This window comes from Vreelandella neptunia (assembly GCF_022489065.1).
Classification (GTDB): Bacteria; Pseudomonadota; Gammaproteobacteria; order Pseudomonadales; family Halomonadaceae; genus Vreelandella; species Vreelandella neptunia_A.
Genome location: NZ_JAKVTW010000007.1, coordinates 1 through 16,407, shown reverse-complemented (window position 1 = coordinate 16,407; position 16,407 = coordinate 1). Strand labels below are relative to the sequence as shown.

General features: G+C 55.1%; 17 protein-coding genes, 1 tRNA gene and 1 pseudogene. 10 read left to right on the top strand and 9 right to left on the bottom strand.

The annotated features are described in order from the left end of the window. The first annotated feature begins 18 nt into the window (after window positions 1–18). Window positions 19–1,254 carry an RNA-binding domain-containing protein gene (locus MLE19_RS11110; protein WP_240718251.1) on the top strand — a complete coding sequence of 412 codons (1,236 nt, stop codon included), beginning with the start codon at window positions 19–21 and terminating at the stop codon, window positions 1,252–1,254. Window positions 1,255–1,607: 353 nt separating this feature from the next. Next, window positions 1,608–1,739: pseudogene (locus tag MLE19_RS11105) on the top strand (ABC transporter ATP-binding protein); the annotation flags it as partial. Window positions 1,740–1,755: 16 nt separating this feature from the next. Here MLE19_RS11105 and MLE19_RS11100 read toward each other — a convergent pair. Together MLE19_RS11100 and parS are read right to left on the bottom strand one after the other, a co-directional pair. Then, window positions 1,756–2,220: an RES family NAD+ phosphorylase gene (locus MLE19_RS11100; protein WP_240718250.1), complete on the bottom strand. Its 465-nt coding sequence runs from the start codon at window positions 2,218–2,220 to the stop codon at window positions 1,756–1,758. Continuing rightward, window positions 2,217–2,666 (bottom strand): type II RES/Xre toxin-antitoxin system antitoxin, encoded by a 450-nt coding sequence (parS, locus tag MLE19_RS11095; protein ID WP_240718249.1) that lies wholly within the window; start codon window positions 2,664–2,666, stop codon window positions 2,217–2,219. The genes MLE19_RS11100 and parS overlap by 4 nt, the downstream gene beginning before the upstream one ends. Window positions 2,667–2,931: 265 nt before the next feature. Between parS and MLE19_RS11090 the strand changes: the two genes are divergently transcribed. From MLE19_RS11090 to ureG, 7 genes are all read left to right on the top strand, one after another. Further along, on the top strand, window positions 2,932–3,816 hold the full coding sequence (locus MLE19_RS11090) for an urease accessory protein UreD (protein WP_240718248.1): 885 nt from the start codon (window positions 2,932–2,934) through the stop codon (window positions 3,814–3,816). A gap of 52 nt (window positions 3,817–3,868) precedes the next feature. Further along, window positions 3,869–4,171: an urease subunit gamma gene (locus MLE19_RS11085; RefSeq protein WP_088699454.1), complete on the top strand. Its 303-nt coding sequence runs from the start codon at window positions 3,869–3,871 to the stop codon at window positions 4,169–4,171. Between the two features lie 27 nt (window positions 4,172–4,198). After that, entirely contained in the window at window positions 4,199–4,519 is a 321-nt protein-coding gene (locus tag MLE19_RS11080) for an urease subunit beta (RefSeq protein WP_240718247.1), read from the top strand. Continuing rightward, complete coding sequence (ureC, locus tag MLE19_RS11075) at window positions 4,516–6,231, top strand: urease subunit alpha (RefSeq protein ID WP_240718246.1); 1,716 nt, start codon at window positions 4,516–4,518, stop codon at window positions 6,229–6,231. The genes MLE19_RS11080 and ureC overlap by 4 nt, the downstream gene beginning before the upstream one ends. A gap of 161 nt (window positions 6,232–6,392) precedes the next feature. Next, window positions 6,393–6,977, top strand: a complete 585-nt coding sequence (locus tag MLE19_RS11070) for an urease accessory protein UreE (protein WP_240718245.1) — start codon at window positions 6,393–6,395, stop codon at window positions 6,975–6,977. Then, window positions 6,967–7,692, top strand: coding sequence for an urease accessory protein UreF (locus MLE19_RS11065; protein ID WP_306420913.1), 726 nt, complete (start codon window positions 6,967–6,969; stop codon window positions 7,690–7,692). The genes MLE19_RS11070 and MLE19_RS11065 overlap by 11 nt, the downstream gene beginning before the upstream one ends. Before the next feature lie 57 nt (window positions 7,693–7,749). Continuing rightward, entirely contained in the window at window positions 7,750–8,391 is a 642-nt protein-coding gene (gene ureG / locus MLE19_RS11060; protein ID WP_240718244.1) for an urease accessory protein UreG, read from the top strand. A 95-nt stretch (window positions 8,392–8,486) separates the two neighbouring features. On the opposite strand, the gene MLE19_RS11055 is transcribed toward ureG, so the two are convergent. The 5 genes from MLE19_RS11055 to MLE19_RS11035 form a co-directional block, all read right to left on the bottom strand. Next, window positions 8,487–9,251, bottom strand: coding sequence for an SDR family oxidoreductase (locus MLE19_RS11055; protein WP_240718243.1), 765 nt, complete (start codon window positions 9,249–9,251; stop codon window positions 8,487–8,489). A 66-nt stretch (window positions 9,252–9,317) separates the two neighbouring features. Beyond that, a complete protein-coding gene (locus MLE19_RS11050; protein ID WP_240718242.1) occupies window positions 9,318–10,244 on the bottom strand; it encodes a YihY/virulence factor BrkB family protein in 927 nt (308 codons plus the stop codon). Between the two features lie 393 nt (window positions 10,245–10,637). Next, entirely contained in the window at window positions 10,638–11,900 is a 1,263-nt protein-coding gene (locus MLE19_RS11045; protein ID WP_240718241.1) for a TRAP transporter large permease, read from the bottom strand. Then, window positions 11,897–12,421, bottom strand: coding sequence for a TRAP transporter small permease (locus MLE19_RS11040; RefSeq protein WP_240718240.1), 525 nt, complete (start codon window positions 12,419–12,421; stop codon window positions 11,897–11,899). Before MLE19_RS11040 ends, MLE19_RS11045 begins: the two co-directional genes overlap by 4 nt. Next, window positions 12,422–13,417: a TRAP transporter substrate-binding protein gene (locus MLE19_RS11035; protein WP_240718239.1), complete on the bottom strand. Its 996-nt coding sequence runs from the start codon at window positions 13,415–13,417 to the stop codon at window positions 12,422–12,424. 145 nt (window positions 13,418–13,562) lie between these two features. On the opposite strand from MLE19_RS11035, the gene MLE19_RS11030 reads away from it, so the two are divergent. After that, window positions 13,563–13,639: transfer RNA gene (locus tag MLE19_RS11030), tRNA-Arg, on the top strand. A 157-nt stretch (window positions 13,640–13,796) separates the two neighbouring features. Here the strand turns inward: MLE19_RS11030 and MLE19_RS11025 are convergent. Beyond that, the gene (locus MLE19_RS11025; protein ID WP_240718238.1) at window positions 13,797–15,503 is read right to left on the bottom strand and encodes a methyltransferase domain-containing protein; all 1,707 of its coding nucleotides are present in this window, start codon (window positions 15,501–15,503) and stop codon (window positions 13,797–13,799) included. 147 nt (window positions 15,504–15,650) lie between these two features. Further along, on the bottom strand, window positions 15,651–16,407 hold a 757-nt coding region (locus tag MLE19_RS11020; RefSeq protein WP_240718237.1), incomplete at its 5' end, for a hypothetical protein.

Here is a 16,407-nt window from a genome sequence, read left to right as displayed (position 1 = left end):
AGTGGGAGTGGTTTACATATGTTAAAAACGGAGCTTTTAGAAGTTATTGCCAACGGAGAAAACTCTGGTGTTGAGTTTAAACGTGACGATCTCCGACCAGAGCAGCTCGCCAAGGAAATTGTAGCCATGCTGAACTTTCAGGGTGGCATGGTTCTATTAGGCGTGGATGATGATGGCTCTGTGAGTGGGGTCCAGCGAAGCAACCTTGAAGAGTGGGTGATGAATATCATTCAGAGTAAGATTCACCCTATGTTATTGCCATTTTATCAAGAGATTAAGCTGGACGAGCATAAAGTGGTGGTAATCAGCTTTCCCCAAGGTATTTCTAAGCCCTATGTGGTTCGGGATCGAGGTAAAGAAGAGATATATATCCGTGTGGGGTCAACTTCACGTTTGGCAACGCGCGAGCAGCAAATGCGCCTATTTGAACTAGGTGGCATGTTGCATGCCGAAGTAATGCCAGTGCCGCGTACTGATATGAGCTCGCTTGATGACGCACGGTTGATGAATTACCTAAGAGACATTCTGCGCGACCCTGAGATACCCGCAACTCCCGATGAATGGCAAACCAGGCTGCTGGGGCTTGGTTTTCTAACTGAAGCGGCGGGAAGTATATGCTGCACCATCGCTGGGCTTGTGCTGTTTGGTAAGAGCCCACGCCGCCATCTGAAACAAGCCGGGCTGCGTCTTTTCGCTTTTGATGGCACGGATAAAACGTATCGGGCAGAGCTCGACGAACTCCTGGACGGCCCCATGGTGGGACGCTGGGATGTCACTGATGCCGGAAAAACCTTAGTGGATGGTGGCATTGTGGAGCGTTTTATCGACACCATTAGCCCTTTTATTAGCCAAGAATCCGATTCAGTGGATGCGGGCTTACGCAGAGAAACCGAGTGGTTTTACCCGCTTGAGGTGATACGTGAGGTCTTCGTCAATGCCTTAGCACATAGAGATTGGACACGCTTCGTTGAAATAGAGGTCGGTAGCTATAGAGATCGTTTAGAAGTCATTAGCCCTGGTGCGCTTCCCAACTCCATGTCTATTGAAAAAATGAAAGCGGGGCAGCGTTCACCCCGAAACCCACTGATCATGGAAGTCCTGCGGGATTATGGCTATGTCGATTACCGGGGAATGGGGGTGCGCACCAAAATTGTACCTCTTACCCGTGCTCATACCGGGAGAGAGCCCGACTTCTTAGTGACGGATGATTATCTGAGAACGACGCTTTATAGGAAAAGCGTTAATAGAAATTAGAGATAAGGCTTTTCAAAGATTATAAGTAAAATTCAATATTTTATATCGATTATTTCACTTAATAGCCCACTATTTTGGTGGGCATATTCACTAAAATCCTGCTCTGTGTTCGGTTGACGACACTGCTTGGCGTGTAATATCGGCTTTTGATGGATAATAAGCAGGTGGGTATGCGCTATAAAGATAAACATCAGCTCGCCACCGAGTGGCAAGCGCTTTTGGAGCGCACGCCTAAGCCGTTGCGGCAAGCAGTAGAGACATTGGTGTAGAGTCACTGCGAACGCTTTGCTGACCACTTTTATCGAGTGATGCTGGAAGACCCGCATGCCTCGCTGTTTCTCTCCAACGATCAAGTGGAACAGAAGCTGCCCTTCGCCCGTAAGTACGCCGACCGCTTTGTAATTATGGATCGCGGCCGACCGGTGGCTAAAGGCGAGATCAGCGAGCTCTCCAATGAGCTGATCAAGCAGCATCTGACGGTTTAAGTTATCCACACCCGGTTTACAGCCGTGGATCGGGTTGGAACGGCAGTTCCTCGGCTGTGGCAATGGCTTGCTCGAATAAGGGGTGTGCTGGGTTGAGCATGTAGTTAAGCTCTCTTGGCACCACCACACTGGGGAGCGCCAGAGCCAAACTCTGGCCGGATGCCAGCCAACCATCGCCTAAATCAGCCGTTTCTGCAGGCGCTGGCGCTTCCTGCCAGTGATCCGGCAGATCTTCTACACCAACGCTTAAAATACTCTCCGCTTGCAGCGTCAGGCTCAGCAGCGCATAGGCGTTGAGCAGCCGATAGCTCTCCAGATGCACCATGATTTCCAGCAGCGCCAACGACTCGGAGCTTGCCACATACACACAGGCGTTACCGGGACTGTTCCAGCGCCCGCCATAAAGCCGTGCGCCCTCGCCATCAAACGCTGTTTCCTGAAACTTACGCTTAACCAGCCGATAGGCGGTGACCTCGCTCATACCGAGACCCCGTGCTCCAACCGCCCAATCAGGTTCAGTACCGTTTGATACTCCGCCGAGGTAGCGCTCATTTCGACGGGGCGCCGCCCGCCTAGCCCGGCATTGGGCTTGAGCAGCCAGGCGCGAGCACCCTCCGCATCTCCCTCGAACAGATCCAGCGCCGCCTTGAAAAGCTCAGCAAAGCGATACAGCCGATCGCTTTCTGCCATCTTGAAACGGCCCGACTTGGCGCGGCGGCTCAGTGTGGCAGAGGGAATATCCACATAGCCCGCCAGCGCCTTCTGCTCAATACCTGATACCTTGGCAAGCTGTGGGTAAACTCGATACTCCACTCCTTCATGCAATAATTCATGCAGCTTGCGGCCACGGGCAGGCAGGCCGATCTGTTGCCAGAACCCGGATGCCAAGGCCTTTGGGGGCTGATATTGCTTGAAGTGGATATCCATAACGAAACCCTCATTTGATACTTCAATGATGTATCATATGGTATTTAAGGGGCTCGCTCAACCTGTCAAGCAAGTGAATGGCAGTGCGCCAATTTGGTGCGGTTTGTATTTTTCAGCTTACTTTTTGGTGCATTTTCCTGTTTGTACAGCCCGAAAAAAGCTATCTATCTCTAGGAAATAGGGTCGGATGATGCTTTTCACCATTTTGGCGCATTATTTGCACTACTTAACTAAAGGCTAACCGAAAAGGAAGCGATAGCACCCCATGATTCTGAGCGATATCGCAAAACCGCATGTGGCCTCCGGACACCGCTTTGATCAAGGCCGACACTGGGCGGCGTCAATAGCATTGACATTTGCCCAACGCGACGGCGCAACGCGCATGGTGCAGGCGCGTCATCATGGGCCACTGCGGGTGCAGCGCCCTTTCTATCCGGAAGGGCGTAGTGAGGCTTGCCATGTTTATGTGCTTCACCCGCCGGGCGGGCTAGTCAGCGGCGATGCGCTTACCATTAGTGCCCATGTAGAGAGCGGTGCCCATGCGCTACTGACGACCCCAGCTGCCAATAAACTCTATAAAGCCGACAGCCAGGGCGTAGCCTGGACGCAGCACACCCGGTTGAGCGTTGAAGATGGCGCGACACTTGAATGGCTACCCCAGGAGACCATCGCTTTTGATGGTTCCAAGGGCGAGCAGCGCACCCAGATTGATCTTCACGGCAGCGCCCGCTGCCTGGGCTGGGAAGTAATGGCGCTGGGCCGCCCCGCCAGCGACTTACCCTATATTTCCGGACGCATTGAGCAACACTTTCGCTTAACCCTGGACGGCAAGCCACTGTGGTTAGAGCGCCAACCGTTAGACCCACTACACCCCCGCTTTGCTGGGCGCTGGGGGCAGGGTGGCGCCACGGTGCAGGCCACGCTCTGGGCGGTAGGCATCTCTGACGCGCCTGCGGCTATTGAAGCCTTGCGTGAAGCGCTCCCGGATAACCCCCGTTGGGCAGCTACTGTGCGACATGGTGTACTGCTGCTGCGCTACTTAGGCAACTCGCGCAATGAGGCTTGGGCGCTATGCGAACAGGCTTGGCATATTTTGCGGCCCCTGTGGATCGACCGCGCCGCGCATACACCGCGAATTTGGCTAACCTAATAGACACGATTGCCCTGATTGCATGTGGGCTAGTTTTTGTGGAGAGACATCGATGGAATTAACCCCGAGAGACAAAGACAAGCTGCTACTGTTCTCAGCAGCCCAGCTGGCAGAGCGCCGCAAAGCGCGCGGATTGAAGCTCAACTACCCCGAAGCGGTTGCGCTGATCAGCTTCGAGATTATGGAAGGCGCCCGGGATGGCCGCAGTGTGGCCGATCTGATGAGTTATGGCCGCGAGATTCTCAGCCGTGAGGATGTGATGGAGGGCGTCGCCGAAATGGTCGACGAAGTGCAGGTGGAAGCCACGTTCCCCGACGGCACCAAGCTGGTCACGGTACATACGCCTATTGTGTGAAGGGCGATTGAACACAGGAGCAAGCAGATGATTCCCGGTGAGTATCAGTTAAAAGACGGTGATATTGAGCTGTGCGTGGGGCGTGAGCGGATTAACGTCGAAGTGGCGAATACCGGCGACCGGCCGATTCAGATCGGTTCCCACTACCACTTTGCCGAAGCCAATCCCGCATTGACCTTTGACCGTGACAAAGCCCGCGGTTACCGCTTGGATGTGGCCGCTGGCACGGCGTTTCGCTTTGAGCCTGGCCAAACCCGCGAAGTCACGCTGATTCCCTTTGTGGGCAAGCGGGAAATTTATGGCTTCCGCGGTGATGTCATGGGCGCGCTCGACGGAGGTAAACAATGAAACCGGTTAATAAAATCAGTCGGCAAGCCTACGCCGATATGTACGGCCCCACGGTGGGCGACCGCGTGCGCCTGGGCGATACCGAGCTTTGGATTGAAGTCGAAAAAGACGCCACCCACTACGGCGATGAAGTAAAGTTCGGCGGCGGCAAAGTCATCCGCGATGGCATGGGCCAAAGCCAGCTCGCTGACGACACGGTGATGGATACCGTCATCACCAACGCGCTGATTCTGGACTGGTGGGGTATCGTCAAAGCCGATGTCGGTATTCAGAACGGCCGCATCGCCGCGATTGGCAAGGCGGGCAACCCAGACGTTCAGCCTGACGTTGAGATCGTCATTGGCCCCGGCACTGAAATCATTTCCGGCGAAGGGAAAATACTGACTGCAGGCGGCATCGATTCCCATATCCACTTTATCTGCCCCCAGCAGATCGAAGAAGCGCTGATGAGCGGTGTGACCACCATGCTCGGCGGCGGCACCGGCCCGGCTACCGGCACCAATGCCACCACCTGCACCCCCGGCCCGTGGCACATCGGCAAAATGCTGCAAGCGGTGGATGATATGCCCATGAACATCGGCTTTCTGGGTAAAGGTAACGCCAGCCTGCCTGAATCCCTTGAGCTTCAGCTCAAAGCGGGTGCTATGGGCCTCAAGCTGCACGAAGACTGGGGCACCACGCCCGCGTCGATCAATAACTGTCTGAATGTGGCGGATGAGTACGATGTCCAGGTGGCGATCCACACCGATACCCTAAACGAGTCAGGCTTTGTGGAAGATACTTTAGCCGCGTTCAAAGAGCGCTGCATTCACACCTACCACACCGAAGGTGCGGGCGGTGGCCACGCCCCGGATATCCTCACCGCCTGCTCGAAAGCTTACGTATTGCCGTCGTCCACCAACCCGACCCGACCCTATACGGTCAACACTATCGACGAACACCTCGATATGTTGATGGTGTGCCACCACCTTGATCCCAATATTCCTGAAGACGTCGCCTTTGCTGACTCACGCATCCGCCGCGAAACCATTGCCGCTGAGGATATTCTCCACGATCTCGGCGTGATCTCGATGATTGCCTCAGATTCACAAGCCATGGGGCGGGTGGGCGAAGTAGTCTGCCGCACCTGGCAAACCGCGCATAAAATGAAGGTGCAGCGCGGCCTGCTGCCGGAAGACGAAGCCCTGGGCGCCGATAACTTTCGCGCTAAGCGCTATATCGCCAAGTACACCATTAACCCGGCGATCACTCATGGTATCGCCCATGAAGTGGGCTCTATCGAAGTGGGTAAGCTGGCGGATCTGGTGCTGTGGAAGCCGGCCTTTTTCGGCGTTAAACCGGCCATGATGATCAAAGGCGGGATGATTGCAGCGGCGCCCATGGGTGACCCCAACGCCTCGATTCCCACCCCCCAGCCGGTGCACTATCGCTATATGTTTGGTGCTTTCGGCCGTGCGGCCAGCCAAACCCGGCTCAGTTTTGTCAGTCAGGCTGCGTTAGACGCGGGCATTAAAGAGGCACTGGGGCTAAATAGCGAACTAGCCGCGTGTAAAAATGTGCGCCAGGTGCGCAAGCAGGATATGAAGCTCAATGATGCCTGCCCCGATTTGACCGTCGACCCGCAGACCTATGAAGTGCGCTGCGATGGCGAAATTTTAACCTGCGAGCCTGCTACCGAGCTGCCGCTGGCGCAGCGGTATCACTTGTTCTAAACAAATGGGACTACAACCTCCACACCCAGATTAGCCGGGGTAGCCCGGAGTGAGGGTCTTTTGCCATGGATGGCAAAAGTAGCTTACAAGGATGTATTTACAGCGCCCTCACGCAGGGCTGCCCCGGCTAGGCCGCGGAAAATTTCAACGGGACGATAACAATGCTGAAACTCATTGAACGCTTAGGGCCGATAGAGGAAGGCGCCGCCAGCGACACACTCACGCTGCCCTTTGAGCTACGCATTCGTGGGCGCTTAAAAGCCCAAAGCGATAGCGGTCGCGAGCTGGGCCTATTTCTTGATCGCGGCCCGGTACTGCGCAGCGGCGAAGGCTTAAAAGCCGAAAGTGGCGAAGTTGTGCGCGTATGTGCGGCAGTTGAGCCGGTGGTTACTGCGCGAGTGAGTACTGGCTTACCGCTGGCGCGGCTCGCCTACCACTTAGGCAATCGCCACGTTCAACTGGCGCTGGGGGAAGACGACAAGGGAGCCTGGGTACGCTTCCCACCTGATCACGTGCTGGAAGAGCTTGCCGTGCTGTTGGGTGCCGAACTGGAGCACCATGAGGATACCTTCGACCCGGAGCCGGGCGCCTATAACCAAGTAGGCGGCGGTGGGCATTCACATGGACATTCGCACGGGCACGGTCATTCTCACGACCACGACCACGACCACGACCACGACCACGACCACGACCACGACCACGACCACGACCACGACCACTCGCATGAGCATCACCATGCCCACTGATGTAACCGCGCAAAATAGCCAAAGCGATGAGCTGGCGCTGCTAGGCTTAATGCAGTTGGTCAGCCCCGCGCTGCCGATTGGCGCTTTTGCCTTCTCGCAAGGGTTAGAAAGTGCCTTTGAGCTGGACTGGGTGCGCGACGAAGCGAGCCTTGCAGAGTGGCTGAATGGCGTGCTGGAAGATGGCCTAACCCGCTGTGAGCTGCCGGTGCTGGCAAGGTTGCATCACGCCTTCGGACAATCAGACCGTGACGCCGCCAGTGCAACAATAGCCGAGTGGGATGAGTGGCTGGCCGCCACCCGAGAAACCGCTGAGTTAGCCGCTGAGGATAGCCGCCTGGGCGCCTCGCTTAAGCGCTTGTTAGGCAGTTTAGATTTAATGCCAAGTGAGCACTCACTATCGTCTTTATTGCCGAGTCATGCAGGCTATGTAACGCTATTTGCCTATACGGCGCACACTCGCGGCGTAACCGTTCGTCAAACGCTGCTGGGCTTCGCCTGGGCATGGCTGGAGAACCAACTGGCGGTTGCCTGTAAAGCGCTGCCCCTTGGCCACACCGCCGCCCAACGGGTGATTGAACAGCTGCGCCCAGCACTAGTGAATGCCGTTAATCAGGCGCTAACGCTTGAGGACGACGAGCTAGGCCCCGTGCTACCCGGTTTAGCCCTAGCCAGTGCGTTGCATGAAACCCAATATTCACGACTGTTTAGAAGTTAAATAGCTTAGAAGTTAACAGCCTCAAAATTAAACAGCTTATCTATTTAGGAGAGATCAATGACACACTGTTTACGTATTGGCGTGGGCGGCCCGGTAGGCTCCGGCAAAACCGCGCTGCTCAAGCAGCTCTGTTTAGCGCTGCGGGATTATTACGATATCGCCGTGGTCACCAACGATATCTACACCCGTGAAGATGCGGACTTTCTGCTCAAGCACGATGCCCTGCCGGCTGACCGTATTCTCGGCGTAGAGACCGGCGGCTGCCCGCATACGGCCATTCGCGAAGACGCGTCGATGAACCTGGCAGCCATTGATGAGCTACAGGCCCGTCACCCGAAGCTGGAGCTCGTCATGGTGGAGTCAGGCGGTGACAACCTCTCGGCCACCTTCAGCCCCGAGCTTTCCGACCTGACGCTCTACGTGATCGACGTTTCCGCCGGCGACAAAATCCCCCGCAAAGGCGGCCCCGGCATCACCAAGTCGGATCTTCTGATTATTAACAAAATGGATATCGCAGAGCAGGTGCATGCATCGCTCGACATCATGGCGCGGGACTCGAAGAAAATGCGCGGCGAACGGCCCTTTGTATTTACCAATCTTTATGACGGCGTAGGGCTGGAAGAGATCATCCGCTTTATTCTCGATAAAGGGATGCTAGAGGAGAGACGCCCGCAGGCAGGAACGACGGCTTCTGCCTAAGGGGCTCATTGTGATCAAGATCGATAGATGAGTCGCGATCTTGATCACAGCCCCACTGAAGACGTCTGGTTAAGCTGTTTTGAATAACGACCAGTTTAAATAACCGCCAACATGCCACCGTCGACGTAAATGATTTGGCCGTTAACATAGTTCGATGCTGGCGAGGCGAGGTAGACCACGGTTCCCACCAGATCCTCAGGCACTCCCCAGCGCTTGGCAGGTGTGCGGTTAATCAGCCAGCCATTAAATTTCGGGTCGTCGACCAACGGCTGAGTCATTTCCGTCATCATGTAGCCAGGGCCGATGGCATTAGTCTGAATGTCATGTTCCGCCCACTCCGCAGCCATGGATTGGGTCAATAAACGTACACCGCCTTTAGAGGCCGTATAAGCGCCCACCGTGGGTCGTGCGACGGAACTCATTAACGATCCAATATTAATGATTTTGCCGCCCTTGCCGCGCGCAATCATCTGGCGAGCAACATTGCGACCGAGCAGGAAGGTGCTGGTCAAGTTAGTGTTGATGACCTTATCCCACTGGTCGATTTCGACCTCAAGCAAAGGGCGGCGCAGTTGCACGCCTGCATTATTGACCAGGATGTCGATATCGATTCCATCGTCGTTTAGCGCTTCAAGGGCCTGCTCAATCGCGGCTTCGTCGGTAACATCGAACGACGTTGCGAGCACCTTGTGCCCTTCAGTGGAGAGCGCTTCGCGGGCCGCTTCAAGTTTGTCCTGATTACGCCCATGAATTATGACTTGAGCACCTGACTGCGCCAGCCCACGCGCCATCGCGAGCCCTAACCCGCCAGAGGAACCGGTAATTAGCGCCGTGCGGCCTGTTAGATCGAACAACGTCATCGTTTCACCTCTTTATCATTGTGTGCAATAAGCGTTTTAAGACTAGCTTAGCCACGCCCTAGTTGCTCATTCAACCCGTGTAATAGGTTGGCGATTCGGATCGACATACCACGGCATGCCCAGGCGCGAATTGCGCTCTAGTTCGGCAATCACCTGGGCGCCCAGTAGCAAAATGATGGCGCCTACCTCCAAACTAATCAGCACGATGACCAGCGCTGCCAGGGAGCCATAAACGGCGTTAACGAACGAAAGATTGGCAAAATAGTAGACCAGTAACAGCCTGACGCCCTCCCAAAGCAGCGCCGCCACGAACCCGCCCACCACTGCTCGGCGTATGGCAATGCGCACCACTGGAAGCACTTTATAGATAGCGCTGAACATAAGAAAAACGCCAATAAAACTGGTCAGGTTGAGCACAGGTTCAGAAAAACTCGCCAACGGGAGTTCGCGTGCAAACAGTAAAAATACCAACGTATTGAGCGAACTGGCCAGGGTAACCACCAGGGTGAGAACCATCAGCCCTGCCCCGAGTACCACCATAAACGCATATGGCAGCATCACCGAGACCCATAGTCTTCGCTTGATGTGCGGGCTCTCCGGCGCATGGAAAATGATCGCCAGGGCGTCTTCAAGCATGCGAAAGGCAAAGGAGCTGAACAGTAGTAGCACGGGGAAGCTCAGAATGCCGATCACATCTCGTGAATCGAGCAGGCTGCGCACAGCCTCGAGCAGCACTTCCGCGTGGGCGGGCGCCATATGGCGGGCCTGAATGGCGAGCACATTGAGAAGGTGCTGCTGATCAACGACCTGCGTTAAGAACACCACGAGCACGGCAAAAAGCGGCACGATGGAGAGCAAAATATTGTAGCCCACCCCGCCTGCCAGCAGGATACCGTGATTTTTTAGGAAGTTACGCAATACCCGCCAAGAAAAGTGAGCTAGCCTAGGGAGCAGGAGCAAGACAGCGCTTAAAAATGAGTATTTTCGATCCATGCTGGCTATTCTCCTTATTCACTTGGAGCATGATACGCTGATGGCGTTAGCAAGTAACAAGGGCGAATAGCGAAGAAGTCAGGATTTAACGGGCGGGGTAGAAATGACGGCTGCAAAAAGGCGTTCTTAACGGGGAGCCCTAAAGCAAAAAGGTCGCCCTGACCAGGCGGTAAATAGGTCAGGGCAACCGAAGATCGTGGTTAAGCGACTTGCTTAAAACGGGCCATCCTTGGCCACCACCCCTCCACCTTGAACGTATCTGCTTGTCATAACCTTAACCCAGGTTATGAAACCAGCATTTTTTAGCTAAATAGCTGCGTATAAAGCAAAAATGGGGCTTGCCAATGGCAAGCTCCGTTGCGTTAACGCCAGAGCAGATGACGCTGGCCGTAGTTAATTGCCGGACCAGCCCATCCAGATCGGCACGTAAACCACTAATAGCAGCACGCCAATCAGCCCCAGCAGATAAGGAATGATCGCCCGCGTAATGCGCTCTAGCGGCAGCTGAGTAATCGAGGACGCCACATACAGATTAATCGCCACCGGTGGGGTAATCATGCCGATGGAAAGCCCCACCACGATAATCAAACCAAAGTGGATCGGATCAATCCCCAACTGCAGCACCAGCGGCAGCAGCACCGGAGTGAGAATAATCAGCGCACTGGCGGTTTCGATAAACACCCCGGTGAGCAGAATAATCCCCACGATCAGCAGCATAATCACGTAAGGGTTGGTAGAGAGCGACAGCACCGCCTGGGCAATTGCCCCCGGCACCTGCCAGCTTGAGAGCGTCCAGCTCAGCACCGCCGACATGGCAATCACCAGCATAATCACCGCAGTAGTCATCGCCGAACGGATCAGCAGCTTATAAGCCTGCGGCAGGGTTAGGTCGCGGTACACGAACAGCGACACCAGCATGGCGTAGTTCACCGCCACTACTGCCGCTTCTGATGGCGTGAATATCCCCGAGAAGATACCGCCGAGGATAATCACCGGGGTCATCAGCCCCCAGCTGGCGTCTTTAAAGGTATGCCAGATGGTTGCTAGCGACAGCGGTGTGCCCTTGGGGTATTGGCGCTTGTAGGCCTGGGCAATCGCAATGGCCATCAACCCTAACCCCATCGCCAGCCCCGGCAAAAAGCCGTTTAAAAACAGCTTGGAGACGGACTGCTGGGCGATCACCGCGTAGATGATCATCGGCACCGAGGGCGGGATCACCACCCCTATCGTGCCGCTGGCGGCGATCAAGCTGGCCGCTGAAGCCGGGTCGTAGCCTTTGCGCTTGAGCTCCGGCACCAGGCTTGAGCCCACCGCCGCCGTGGTCGCGGCGCCAGAGCCGGAAATCGCCGCAAAGAACATGCCCGCCATCACCGAGACCACCGACAGCCCGCCGCGCATAAAGCCCACTAACGAATCGGCAAAGCTGACCAGCTTTTCGCTCACCTTACCCTGAGCCATTAAATCTCCGGCCAGGATAAACATGGGGATGGCGACCAGGGCGAAGGAGTTGATGCCCTGGAACATCTGCTGGGTGACCACCATTAGCGGCACGCCGGATTGGTGCAGGGCATAAAGCGTGCTGGCGCCAATCGCAAAGGCAATCGGCACGCCCAGCAGCATAAACAGGAAGAACAGCCCAAACAGCAGCAGCGTCATAGCGGCTCCTCCTGGGTGTGGGTCGTCTCGTCGCCTAGCAGCAGTTCAATGATATCGACCAGCGCATACCACGCCATGATCGCCGCGCAGATCGGCATCACCGCGTAGACGTAGGTCATCGACAGCCGCAGCGAGGCGGATTTTTGAAAGCTCTGCACCTGCATATAGCGGTAGCCGATCACGATCAGTGCGATCATAAACGCCAGCACGATCAGCAGGGCGGCAATGCGGGCGATTTGGCGCAGGCGACCGGGTAGGGCATCTACCGCAAAGGTCACGGCAATGTGCCGCCCGCGTTGAAACGCCAGCGTGCCGGCCAAAAAGGTGATCCATACCAGCAGAAAGCGGGCGACCTCTTCGGTCCAGCCCACCGCAGTGAACAGCACCCGGGAGACAATCTGCAGGGTAATCACCCCAATCAGCGCCGCCATGCCCGCAAAGACCACGGGCTGGATGATGGCATCCAGCCCGTGCTCGATTCGACGCAGCAGCTTTAACAGCGGTTGAGTCGTGGTGGTCACTTACTTGAGCGCCTCCTGGATGCGCGGCAGGTAATCACCGAACTGCTCGCCGTACTTCTCATACACCGGCGCCACGGCGGCTTGGAAGGCTTCCATATCCGGATTGTCGTTGATCTCCATGCCTGCATCGCGCAGGGCCTGCAGCTGTTCGCTTTCCATCTCTGCATTCACCTGGCGCTCATGCTCTGCGGCTTCCTGTGCCGCCGCTAGTAGTACCTCTTGGGCGTTTTCCGGCAGTTGGTTCCAGGCGGGCATACCCATCACAAAAATCGCCGGGGCGTAGGTGTGGCGGGAAAGGGTCATGTAGTTCTGGGTTTCATCCAGGTTGAACGAGTGAATTACGTTCACCGGGTTTTCCTGACCGTCGATGGTGCCTTGTTGCATGGCGGTAAGCGCTTCTGTCCACGCCATGGGGATGGCGTTGGCGCCCAGCTCGCGGAAGGTGTCGGTGTAGACCGGGTTCTCCATCACGCGGATGCGCAGGCCGTCCAGGTCTTCCGGCGTGTTAATCGCCCGCTCGCTGTTGGTCAGGTTGCGGAAGCCGCGCTCGGCGTAGGCCATGCCTTTCAGATTCACTTCAGAAAGCTTATCGAGCAGTTCCTGGCCAATCGGGCCATCGAGTACTTCGTAAGCGGCTTCCGGGGAAGGGAACAGGAACGGCAGTTCAAATACCGCCATCTCTTCAACGAAGTTGGCGACCGGACCGTTGGTAATCACGCCCATATCGACGGTGCCGATCTGCATGCCTTCCAGCAGCGTGCGCTCGTCACCTAATGAGGCATTGGGGTAGATCTCGATATCCACCTTGCCGTCGGTGCGCTCTTCCACCAGCTCTTCAAATTTGGTGGCGGCGATATGAAAGCCATCCTGCTCGTTGACCACGTGGGCCAGGCGCAGGGTGACGGGGTCCATATCAGCAAAATCAGCGGCGTTAGCGGCGCTTACCAGCGCCAGTGAGATGCCCAGTGCCAGCGTGCTACGTGCAAATGTTTTCATATTATTGTGTTCCCGATTTTTCTAAGGTGCAGAAGTGCTTCCAAAGCATGCACTAGAGATGGGAAAAGGGTCAATTGAACAAGCCCGCAAAACCGCTTCGCGGCTGGACACAGCCGCCCCGCACGGTTACGATACGCACCCACAAGCGCCCGTAGCTCAGTTGGATAGAGTATCGGCCTCCGAAGCCGAGGGTCGCAGGTTCAAATCCTGCCGGGCGCGCCATCATTTCAAGGGCTTACGTTAACGCGTAAGCCCTTTTGTTTTGCGTGTGTCAAATCTGTGTCATCAGTGTGCCAAGCTCGTCAACATTTGAGCTAATACCTGTCATCAAGCTAATGACCTTTAGCTCTTACCTGACACAAGGTGTGGCACAGGCTTATCAGTGCACCCCCATCCATTCCGCAAGTTGCTGATTCGCCTTCAAGCGTTGGCGTTGTAGTAATGCGCTGTTAAAAATTACATCCAGAGAAGATGTTGGCGTGGCAAGCGGCAGTGCTACGGCAGCTTCATCACGAAATTGCTGACTGACTGTACTGGCATCGATATATTGCCACCAGTGCATAATGTCCTGTTTAGCCTTTTGCATCACTTGAGCTGCAGGCAGTCGATCCGATTTGGATTGATTGGCTTTTGCTGTCGCTGGCAGCAAATTCCATAGATCATTGTTGTTCCAGCGCGACCAGGGAAAGCAGTGGTCGATAGCGTAATTTTGCCTGTGCAGATCATTTTGTGACCAGACGCAAGACAGTGGAGCCGGTTCATGTAAACGTTGAGTGACCAGTTGACGCGCCTGCTGTGTGTCACGGCGACTTTCTTGCCACTGCAAGGCGAGATGCAATGTACCGAGATCGTAGGTGGCGTCATACCGCTGCATTAACTGAGCCCACTCATGAACAATGGCGGGCTCGATCCAGCAGGCGTAGCGGCTCATAGAGTCCCATAGTGAGGTAGGGATACGAAATGTTCCGAAAGAAGCCAGCGTGGCGCTATCAAGTCGAACAGCCTGTTCGCGGATGCGTAGCCCTTGATAACTTCCATCAAATACAGGCCGCCGGCTGCCGGGCCAGGTGGTGAAGTGAGCAGGCATCTTCAGAACTGTTTGGCAGGCATCGCGGATTGCTCGCATGATAGTGGCAGCACATTGAGGATCATAAAAGGCTGAGCCAATGCGCAGATCATGTGGCGATAGTTGCTTTAAGCGATAGAAATCATCCTTAGCGAAACCATACCCCTTCTCGCCGGGAGATTGGCGCAAATCACGCTCTATCAATAAGGGACGGTACAGTTTTATCCAGAAGAGACCTACTGCTCCCAGAGGTACCGTCACCCATTCTTCTGTTCGTGAAATCACTATGCCAGGTGCGCTATCGGCAAGGCGTGTCAGCGTGCGTAGCAAACCGAGCTTGTAAGAAGACGCTTTGTCGTCATTAACGATAATATGCCGAAGGGAAGGCAGCGCCCCAGAGCCATCATCAGGCAGCCTGAACACACGTAGATGCCAAGCAACACTTTGGCGCCCAAGCTGGTCGTCGCTATGGCTTGCCTGCAAGGGGAGTAACGCCAGATCACGAGCCCAGCTATCCAACATGCTCATGTTGACCGAATGAAACTGACGCTCATTGCTATCCGGTCCTTCACGGCAGGTGATTACCATAAGCCCACCCGGCGCAAGCAGTGAGCTAAGAACCCGCAAAGCACGTTGCTGTTCATTAGGTGGTAAATGCATCCACACCGCTGATACCAGAATCAGTTGAAAGCGCTGTGAAAGCTGACGGATGCAATTTAAAGCAGGCAAAGTATCGTCAATCCAACTGACATCCCTTTCGTGCGTATACTTTTGCCCTAACGTTCTCAGCTTTTCTGCTGGCTCTACCGCCATTACCTGCCAACCGCGCTCTGCAAGGGCTTTAGCATCGCGCCCGCTTCCAGCGCCAACGTCTAGTGCTAAACCAGCCTGCTCAGGAAGTTGATGCAGCCATTCACCATGCGCATTTTCAAAACTCAGGGACTGGTACTGGTCAAACAATCGATCAGCGTGGTCGTCGTAGAAACGCATTGACGTAATGAATGGTTGGGAATTCGCCATGCCAAATCCTTGGTAAGCAGTAACGGAAATGCACTTAACCTTACCAGTTTTGTGCACCTCTGGTGGTGAGTGAGATGCTGGGTAATTCAGCTATCGGCCAAGTGCGGACATTCAGCGGGGGCTGATATAACAAAAATCCGGCGTGTGCTATGGCCTCATCGCGTACGCAGCAACTAACGAGATCATCGCCAGAAAAGCGAGTCCGACCGAAAACCCAAAGATTTTGTTCGCTCGCTCTATGAGTCTCAATTCAAGGAACTGTCGAACCTCCCTAGTCTGGGCGCCCAATCCGAATAATGCGGTAAGGCCTACACCAACGAAAGTAGCTGGAGAGTCTGACGAGCCAGCCCAGACCAACGCGGACCAAAGAACCAGCGCAAGAGCGATGCTACCCAACCAACATGAAAGTCCTAGCTTGCTCGACGCAGTTCTAGAGTCAGGGTCATTAGAAAACCACTTTGGGATTCCTCCCCCGTTCTTAGAAATAGAACTAGGGGAAATCAGTTCGGGGTCAAGGTTATACACCTTGCGTTTATACTCAGCACAGCATTGCTCTCTTACGACGCGTGACAGATCTGCGCGGGATTGGTAGACAATCATTGGAGCGTCATCGAGTCCGTACGGAATAGACGGAGCGCTCTTGTGAGCCAAGAGGAATAGCTTCTTTCTAAGACCAAGGACTACACCAGCCTCAAACAAACAAGCATCTCTGATCTGAGACAGATCTGCGATAGCGAACTCTGCGCATTCTAGCGTTTCCCTCCATTGCTTGCGCATTTCTTGGCTCTCACCGATGCCATCTAACGCGATTCGGCATGGCAGGCCGGTTTCCTCGAAGACCGCTTTTGATATCTCCAGATGCTCACGATTGCGAAGAGAGAACGGCAAGATGTTAAACACAAAG

What these genes read in the sequence shown, in the direction of transcription:
- MLE19_RS11110 (WP_240718251.1), top strand. Translation starts at nt 19, where the DNA reads ATGTTAAAAACGGAGCTTTTAGAAGTTATTGCCAACGGAGAAAACTCT.
- MLE19_RS11100 (WP_240718250.1), bottom strand. Translation starts at nt 2,220, where the DNA reads ATGAGCGAGGTCACCGCCTATCGGCTGGTTAAGCGTAAGTTTCAGGAA.
- parS (WP_240718249.1), bottom strand. Translation starts at nt 2,666, where the DNA reads ATGGATATCCACTTCAAGCAATATCAGCCCCCAAAGGCCTTGGCATCC.
- MLE19_RS11090 (WP_240718248.1), top strand. Translation starts at nt 2,932, where the DNA reads ATGATTCTGAGCGATATCGCAAAACCGCATGTGGCCTCCGGACACCGC.
- MLE19_RS11085 (WP_088699454.1), top strand. Translation starts at nt 3,869, where the DNA reads ATGGAATTAACCCCGAGAGACAAAGACAAGCTGCTACTGTTCTCAGCA.
- MLE19_RS11080 (WP_240718247.1), top strand. Translation starts at nt 4,199, where the DNA reads ATGATTCCCGGTGAGTATCAGTTAAAAGACGGTGATATTGAGCTGTGC.
- ureC (WP_240718246.1), top strand. Translation starts at nt 4,516, where the DNA reads ATGAAACCGGTTAATAAAATCAGTCGGCAAGCCTACGCCGATATGTAC.
- MLE19_RS11070 (WP_240718245.1), top strand. Translation starts at nt 6,393, where the DNA reads ATGCTGAAACTCATTGAACGCTTAGGGCCGATAGAGGAAGGCGCCGCC.
- MLE19_RS11065 (WP_306420913.1), top strand. Translation starts at nt 6,967, where the DNA reads ATGCCCACTGATGTAACCGCGCAAAATAGCCAAAGCGATGAGCTGGCG.
- ureG (WP_240718244.1), top strand. Translation starts at nt 7,750, where the DNA reads ATGACACACTGTTTACGTATTGGCGTGGGCGGCCCGGTAGGCTCCGGC.
- MLE19_RS11055 (WP_240718243.1), bottom strand. Translation starts at nt 9,251, where the DNA reads ATGACGTTGTTCGATCTAACAGGCCGCACGGCGCTAATTACCGGTTCC.
- MLE19_RS11050 (WP_240718242.1), bottom strand. Translation starts at nt 10,244, where the DNA reads ATGGATCGAAAATACTCATTTTTAAGCGCTGTCTTGCTCCTGCTCCCT.
- MLE19_RS11045 (WP_240718241.1), bottom strand. Translation starts at nt 11,900, where the DNA reads ATGACGCTGCTGCTGTTTGGGCTGTTCTTCCTGTTTATGCTGCTGGGC.
- MLE19_RS11035 (WP_240718239.1), bottom strand. Translation starts at nt 13,417, where the DNA reads ATGAAAACATTTGCACGTAGCACGCTGGCACTGGGCATCTCACTGGCG.
- MLE19_RS11025 (WP_240718238.1), bottom strand. Translation starts at nt 15,503, where the DNA reads ATGGCGAATTCCCAACCATTCATTACGTCAATGCGTTTCTACGACGAC.